Genomic DNA, 6,886 nt, shown 5'->3' with positions numbered 1-6,886 from the left:
CGGACTGCTGCGGCAGTATTTCCCCAAAGGCACCGACCTGTCCGCCTACGGGCCGGAAGACCTCGAACACGTCGCCCAGGAGCTCAACGGCCGCCCACGTAAAACGCTCGGCTGGGATACCCCAGCCGAGCGTCTGCGTGATTTACTACWAACCACCTAACCAGCAGGTGTTGCAACGACTCCTAGAATTCGCCCATTGAACACACCGGGCTTCTGCGTTTTGCGGGGCCAGGCTTCAGCGTTGGCGGGGCTCAGCTCGCGTAGCGCTCCACAAAGTTCCGCAGGATCTTCATCGGTTCTGTCGCAGTGAACTGCCGGGCGTCATCCATGAGCATTTCGGCCGATTCCGGCGGGAAGTAGCCGGCATGGCGGTAGATATCGATCCTGGTGACGAGCCCTTCAGCATCGAGCTCGGGGTGGAACTGCGTCGCGTACAGGTTGGTCTTGATCCGGAACATGTGCACCGGGCAGGCGGCCGAGCTGGCCAGCAGCACCGCATGGGAGGGCAGGACGGTGCAGGCTTCCTTGTGGCCGGTGAACGCCGTAAAGCTCTCCGGCAGCCCGCGCAGGAGGGGATCCTGCAGCCCCTCCGCCGTCAGTTTGATGGTGACGCCGCCGAGCCCTTCACCGTACGTCCGGTCGATCACGGCGCCCTGGTGCAGTCCGAGGGTGCCGACGCCGTAGCAGGCGCCGAGGAACGGGAAGTCCTCGGCCACGATCCTGTCCAGCAGCCCGGCGAGTTCGCGCTCCACCCGGTGCTGGGTGGCGCTCTTGTGCTCGGCCGGGTCGCTGGACGTAAAGGGACTGCCGCCCACAATGACGCCCGAATAGTCGGACAACTCAAGCGTTGGCAGCGGGGCGGCTTCCATCCGGATGCGGTGGAGCTGCTCGGGCCGGAGGCCGCAGTAGCGAAGGTAGGCGCGGTATTCGTCCTCGGCGGCGGTGTCCTCCGCGCGCGAGGCGAGGAGCAGGAATGGCTTCACACTCCAAGTCTCTACTGGCCGGTTGCGGACGCGCCAGAGGCGCGCCCGCAACCGGCAGCGGCGCCGGCCGTCCGCCGTCGCCGTACCGTGTGCCGCTTACTCTGCGGCGCCGTCCTCGATCATGGCGATGATGGCGCCGGCGGACACGGTCTCGCCGGCCGCTGCGGCGAGGCCGATGACGATGCCGGCGCGGTGGGCGGTGAGCGGCTGTTCCATCTTCATCGCCTCGAGCACGACGACGAGATCTCCCTCGGCGACCGTGTCACCCTCGGCGACGGCCACCTTCACGATGGTCCCCTGCATGGGGGAGGTCAGGGCGTTGCCGCTCGCGGCCGCGGGTGCGCCGCCACCCCGGGAGCGCTTCTTGGCCTTGGCCGGCTTTGCGCCTGCGGCGTTGCCGACTGAGCCCAGCGACGCCGGCAGCACGACTTCCAGGCGCTTGCCGCCGACCTCGACGACGACGCGCTGGCGGTCACCGGCGTCGGCCGCTTCAGCCTCGGTGCCGGTCGGGGTCCAGGCCGGAATGTCATTGACGAAGGCCGTCTCGATCCAGCGGGTGTGGACCTTGAAGGGGCCTTCGGCCGGTGCGAAATCGGGATTGGAAACCACCGCGAGGTCGAACGGGATGACGGTGGGGATGCCCTCCACCACCATTTCCTCCAGTGCCCGCCGGGAGCGCTGCAGGGCCTGGGCGCGGGTGGCGCCGGTGACGATCAGCTTCGAGAGCATGGAGTCGAAGTTGCCGCTGATGACATCGCCCTGCTCCACGCCGGAATCGACGCGGATACCGGGACCGGTGGGGTTTTTCAGTACCGTGATGGTGCCGGGGGCGGGCATGAAGTTCCGGCCCGGGTCCTCGCCGGTGATGCGGAATTCGATCGAGTGGCCGCGGACTTCCGGGTCGCCGTAGCCGAGCTCCTCGCCGCGGGCCAGCCGGAACTGTTCGCGGACGAGGTCGATCCCGGTGACTTCCTCGGAGACGCAGTGCTCCACCTGAAGGCGGGTGTTGACCTCGAGGAAGGAGATGGTGCCGTCCTGGCCGACGAGGAATTCGCAGGTGCCTGCGCCGAGGTAGCCCGCCTCCTTGAGGATGGCCTTGGAGGATTCGTAGAGCCGGCGGTTCTGTTCCTCGGTGAGGAACGGGGCCGGGGCTTCCTCGACGAGTTTCTGGTTCCGGCGCTGGAGCGAGCAGTCGCGGGTGGAGACCACCACGACGTTGCCGTGGGCGTCGGCCAGGCACTGGGTCTCGACGTGGCGCGGGGCGTCCAGGAAGCGCTCAATGAAGCACTCGCCGCGGCCGAAGGCGGCGGTGGCCTCGCGCACGGCGGATTCGAAGAGTTCGGGGATTTCTTCGCGGGTGCGGGCCACCTTGATGCCGCGTCCGCCGCCGCCGAAGGCCGCCTTGATGGCGACGGGCAGGCCGAACTTGTCCACGAAGTCGAGGATTTCCTCGGCGGATTCGACCGGGTCGGCGGTGCCGGGAACCTGCGGGGCGCCAACCTTCTCGGCAATGTGGCGGGCCTGGACCTTGTCGCCCAGGGCAGAGATCGCTGCGGGGGAGGGGCCGATCCACGTAATGCCGGCATCGATCACCTTGGCGGCGAACTCGGCGTTCTCGGCCAGGAACCCGTACCCGGGGTGGATGGCGTCCGCGCCGGACTGGCGGGCGACGTCGATGATCTTGTCCATCACCAAGTAGGACTCCGCGGCGGTGTTGCCACCGAGCGCGTAGGCCTCGTCCGCGAGCCGGGCGTGCAGCGCGTCGCGATCGGGGTCCGCGTAGACCGCCACCGACGCGATGCCTTCATCGCGGGCGGCGCGGATGATGCGCACCGCAATTTCTCCGCGGTTGGCGATCAGCACCTTGGTCAGCCGGCGGATGCCCGCGGCTGTAGATGACTGCGTTGATCCCGGCACGGTGGGTGCGGACTGCTCCGAATTTGCTGACAAGGCGTCTCCTTCTTTCCTTCAGGGAGCCTAGCGCGGTTTTGAGGGTTCCGCCGATATTACTTGCGGATTCCGCGCGTATACGGCCCTTCCTTTGTAGGGTTGCCACAAAGGGTGGCGAATTGGCTCACTCCGCCACGCATTCCGTCGTTACTCGGCGCGGACGTCCGCCGGGTCCACAGCCCCGCCGGTCCAAAGCTCGGTGATGCCCACATTCGCCTGGCCGAGCAGGGCACGCAGGGTGGAGATGGAGAGCCCGACGACGGTGTGGGGATCGCCGTCGACCTTGCGGATGAACGCCCCGCCGTAGCCGTCGATCGTGAAGGAGCCGGCGCACTGGAGCGGCTCGCCGGTGGCGATGTAGGTTTCGATTTCGTCGGCGCTCATCTCCATGAAGTGGACCTCGGCCGAGGACACCGAGCCCAGGGTGGCGCCGGTGCCGCGCGCGCCGTCGTCGCCGTCTGTGTCGTCGTCGTCGTCGGTGTCTGCATCTGTGTCAGCGTCTGCGACGGCCGTGTCCCGGCAGTCCACGAGCCAGTGGCCGGTGTGCAGGACGCCCATGCTGCCGCTCATGCGGAGCATACGCTCCCGGGCGACGTCGGCCGTGTAGGGCTTTCCGTGGGCCTCGCCGTCGAACTCGAAGACCGAGTCGCAGCCGATCACGATTGCGCCGTCCGCCTCGGGCAGGGACGCGACGGCCTCTGCCTTGGCCCGGGCAAGCAACAGGGCCGTGTCATGCGGATCCGTCACGCCGTAGCGGGCCTGCACGGCGTCCTCATCCACGTCCGAGACGAGGACCTCGTGGGCGATGCCGGCGTTGTGGAGCAGCTTGGTGCGGGCGGGGGACTGGGAGGCAAGAATGAGGCGGGTCACGGCTCCAGCCTAATCCACCGCAGCACAGCAACACGGGGTCCCGGAAGGGCGCCTAAACGGGGCAGAAGACCCTGTCTGCGGATACGTGACAGTGGTGGAGTTGAACCGGCATCCTAAAAAGAATCGAGCAGCTCATGTCTGGATGGCTCGTGGCAAGCGTTGGCATGGTTGGTGATGGAACATATTTTGGCTGGGACGGCTTCACCATCCAATCCGGAAACCTGATCGTGATCGTCGTGATGATCATCTTGTTCATCCTGGCCTTGGTCCTGCCTTTTCCCGGAGGGAAGCGGCGCAAATGACTGCCCCCGCAACACCGGGACACGGCGCGCAGGTCGATGAAACAGACGCCCGCACCTTGACCGGCAGGGCCCGCCGGTGGCTCCTGAGGAAGCTTCCGCCGGACAAACTCTTGCCCGAGGACCAGCCAAGCTTCGTGGCATCCTGGGCGTACGTATTCGGCATGGGGGCCATCGCGTCCCTGCTGTGGATCATCGTTTCCGGGATCGTGCTGGGACTGAACGGACCCCAGTGGTATCACGTGTCCTCGCTGGGGAGTTTCGTCAACAGCACGCATTTGTGGAGCGTGGAGTTCTTCTTCATCTTCATGGTGGTGCACCTGTGGTTGAAATTCTGGATGGCGGCCTGGCGCGGGGGCCGGGTGCTGACCTGGATCACCGGCGTGATCTCCTTTGTTGTTTCCATCGTGGCGGCCTTCACCGGGTATCTGCTCCAGACGAACTTCGATTCGCAGTGGATTGCCTTTGAAGCGAAGGATGCGCTGAACGCGGTCGGCGTAGGCGCTTGGTTCAATGTGGCCAACGTCGGTCAGCTCTTCACCTGGCATGTCACGCTGCTGCCCTTGGCCGTGGGCGCTGTGGTGGTCCTGCACGTCCTGCTGGTCCGGGTCCACGGCGTTGCACCTCCACTGGATGCCGCGGAGTCCGACGCCCAGCTGCTTCACAACCGCCCGGAGGCCACCGAACCTCCGGAGGCCTCCGAACCCAGGGGCACAGAATCCGGGGGCGCAGTGCAATGACCAGAAAAAACAGTAGTACCTCCTGGCGGAAGGCAGACGACGTTGCCAGCCGGCCCTGGACGGGCAGCGTCCGCGAATATGACCTCATCAAGGAACTGATCATCGGCGTTGTGGTGGTCGGCCTGCTCGTGCTCGGTGTGTCCGCCATCTTCGGGTCCCCTGATGAGCCCAGCGTGAGCCTCAAGACGTGGGCCACGGCCGCCCCGGCGGATTTCGTTGGCACCGCTGCAAAGGAACTGGCCGGCACCAGCGATACTGCCGGATACGGGCCGCCCTACAACTCGACCCCGGACGCGACGCAGAAGATCGGCCCCGTGGACCTTCAAAGCCTCTCCGGCGTCCGCCTCCCGGTTGATACCGCCAATGACTTCGTGATCGCCCCGCTTGCGACGCTGCCGTCGCCGCCGGCAGAGCTGGCGAGCTGGACGGCCGCCACGGATCAGCAGCGCTCAGCCTGGGCAGCTGCCTATTCGGACGCCCTTGCCGCTGCGCCGGATAACGACCCGGCCCAGGTGGGCGACGGCGACTATGGCCCGGTCCCTGCACTGACCGGAGCGCTGCTGGAGATGGCGCGCCAAGGCAGTCTGGACGGCGTGCTGCAAAGCGGCGGAAACTTCTACAACATGGACTTCACGCGCGGCCTCCTATTTTTGGGCGACGGCGGCTACTTCCCGGATCTTGCGGCCAGCCAACACCTCTCCGGGGATCAGTGGGGCGTGATGAACGAAACCGGCGATACGCCTGGGCAGTCCTGGTTGTGGCTCTTCTCGCTCCTTTACCAAGTGGAACCGTTCAAGAGCTCGCCTAATGCCGATGCCCTCGTCGTCGTCACGATGTTCGTGCTGACGGCGTTGCTGGCCCTGCTGCCGTTCATCCCCGGACTACGGTCGCTGCCGCGGGTGATCCCCCTCCATCGCCTGGTCTGGAAGGACTACTACCGCAACCGCTGAGTCCGCCGGCAATCCGTGACGCCTAGCTTCGGCTGAGGAGTACAGGCGCGTTATTGTCGGGGGTCCCTGAAACACTGGATTCATGGACGGCAATCAGGGGCCCGAAGTGGCTCCGGCAGGATACGACGACGGTGGCTTAAGCCGCGCCGGGAGCGGCCCGGCCGCCGGACCGCTGGGTTCCGCGGAGGCAGCCTCCGCGGAGGTGGCGGGCCGGCTGGACGCCGGGCCGGTGGGCTTAGGCTGTCCGCCCACGGACAGTGCCGGGATCATTGACCGGATCCGGGAACTGGAAGACTGGAAATCCGCCGCGTCCGCGGAACAGGCCCGGCTCGCCGTGGCCTTCGACCTGCTCCAACGCCGCGAACAGGCCCGGCTCGGGGTCCCGCCCGAGAGGCGCGGCGCCGGGGTCGGCGCGCAGATCGCCCTGGCCCGGCACGAATCCCCGCCAGGGGCGGCCGGCTCCTGGGCTTGGCCAAAGCCCTGATCACCGAGATGCCGCACACCCTCGCCGCCCTGGAAACCGGTCAGCTGAACGAATGGCGCGCCACCCTGCTCGTACGCGAAACCGCCTGCCTGACCCCGGCCGACCGGGCCGCCGTCGACGCCGAACTCGCCGCCGACGCCGGAACGTTCGCCGGGGCCGGTGACCGGTCCCTGATCGCCGCGGCCCGCACCGCCGCGTACCGGCGTGACCCCCGCTCCGTCACCGAACGCGCCGCGCACGCCGCCACCGAGCGGCACGTCAGCCTCCGCCCGGCCCCCGACACCATGTGCCACCTCACCGCCCTGCTGCCCGTGACCGCCGGCGTCGCCGTCTACAAGGCCCTCACCGGGCACGCCGACACCCTCCGCGCCGCCGGGGACCCGAGGGGCCGCGGGCAGCTCATGGCCGATGCCCTGGTCGAACGCACCACCGGCACCCCCGGCGGGATCACCGGCGTCGAGATCCAGCTCGTCATCACCGACCGCACCCTCTTCCAGGGCAACGCCGAACCCGCCCGGCTCCCCGGCTACGGCACCGTCCCCGCCGCCTGGGCCCGGGAACGCATCGGCGCCGGGACGAACGCCGAGGACCGGAACTTCAACACCTGGCT

General features: G+C 67.6%; 6 protein-coding genes and 2 pseudogenes. 5 read left to right on the top strand and 3 right to left on the bottom strand.

The genetic code is table 11. The annotated features are described in order from the left end of the window. Positions 1-160: pseudogene (locus AC1DN2_RS21250) on the top strand (IS30 family transposase); the annotation flags it as partial. Positions 161-251: 91 nt separating this feature from the next. On the opposite strand, the gene AC1DN2_RS21245 reads toward AC1DN2_RS21250, so the two are convergent. The 3 genes from AC1DN2_RS21245 to AC1DN2_RS21235 form a co-directional block, all read right to left on the bottom strand. Then, on the bottom strand, positions 252-983 hold the full coding sequence (locus AC1DN2_RS21245; protein WP_476851866.1) for a glutamine amidotransferase: 732 nt from the start codon (positions 981-983) through the stop codon (positions 252-254). A gap of 96 nt (positions 984-1,079) precedes the next feature. After that, positions 1,080-2,933, bottom strand: a complete 1,854-nt coding sequence (locus AC1DN2_RS21240) for an acetyl/propionyl/methylcrotonyl-CoA carboxylase subunit alpha (RefSeq protein WP_476851865.1) — start codon at positions 2,931-2,933, stop codon at positions 1,080-1,082. 147 nt (positions 2,934-3,080) lie between these two features. Next, a complete protein-coding gene (locus AC1DN2_RS21235; RefSeq protein ID WP_476851864.1) occupies positions 3,081-3,803 on the bottom strand; it encodes a Maf family protein in 723 nt (240 codons plus the stop codon). 134 nt (positions 3,804-3,937) lie between these two features. On the opposite strand from AC1DN2_RS21235, the gene AC1DN2_RS21230 reads away from it, so the two are divergent. The 4 genes and pseudogenes from AC1DN2_RS21230 to AC1DN2_RS21215 all read left to right on the top strand — a co-directional run. Next, entirely contained in the window at positions 3,938-4,105 is a 168-nt protein-coding gene (locus AC1DN2_RS21230; protein WP_223914108.1) for a hypothetical protein, read from the top strand. Next, entirely contained in the window at positions 4,102-4,842 is a 741-nt protein-coding gene (locus AC1DN2_RS21225; RefSeq protein ID WP_476851863.1) for a cytochrome b N-terminal domain-containing protein, read from the top strand. The genes AC1DN2_RS21230 and AC1DN2_RS21225 overlap by 4 nt, the downstream gene beginning before the upstream one ends. Further along, a complete protein-coding gene (locus AC1DN2_RS21220) occupies positions 4,839-5,792 on the top strand; it encodes a hypothetical protein (protein ID WP_476851862.1) in 954 nt (317 codons plus the stop codon). Before AC1DN2_RS21225 ends, AC1DN2_RS21220 begins: the two co-directional genes overlap by 4 nt. A gap of 82 nt (positions 5,793-5,874) precedes the next feature. Further along, positions 5,875-6,886: pseudogene (locus tag AC1DN2_RS21215) on the top strand (DUF222 domain-containing protein); the annotation flags it as partial.

It is taken from the genome of Arthrobacter sp. 01L42 (assembly GCF_056400005.1).
Note: the sequence above shows the minus strand (reverse complement) of the source record. Positions and strands in the feature narration are given on the sequence as shown.

Excerpts from the sequence above, each read along its gene's own strand:
- AC1DN2_RS21230 (WP_223914108.1), top strand. The coding sequence starts at position 3,938 with ATGTCTGGATGGCTCGTGGCAAGCGTTGGCATGGTTGGTGATGGAACA.
- AC1DN2_RS21225 (WP_476851863.1), top strand. The coding sequence starts at position 4,102 with ATGACTGCCCCCGCAACACCGGGACACGGCGCGCAGGTCGATGAAACA.
- AC1DN2_RS21220 (WP_476851862.1), top strand. The coding sequence starts at position 4,839 with ATGACCAGAAAAAACAGTAGTACCTCCTGGCGGAAGGCAGACGACGTT.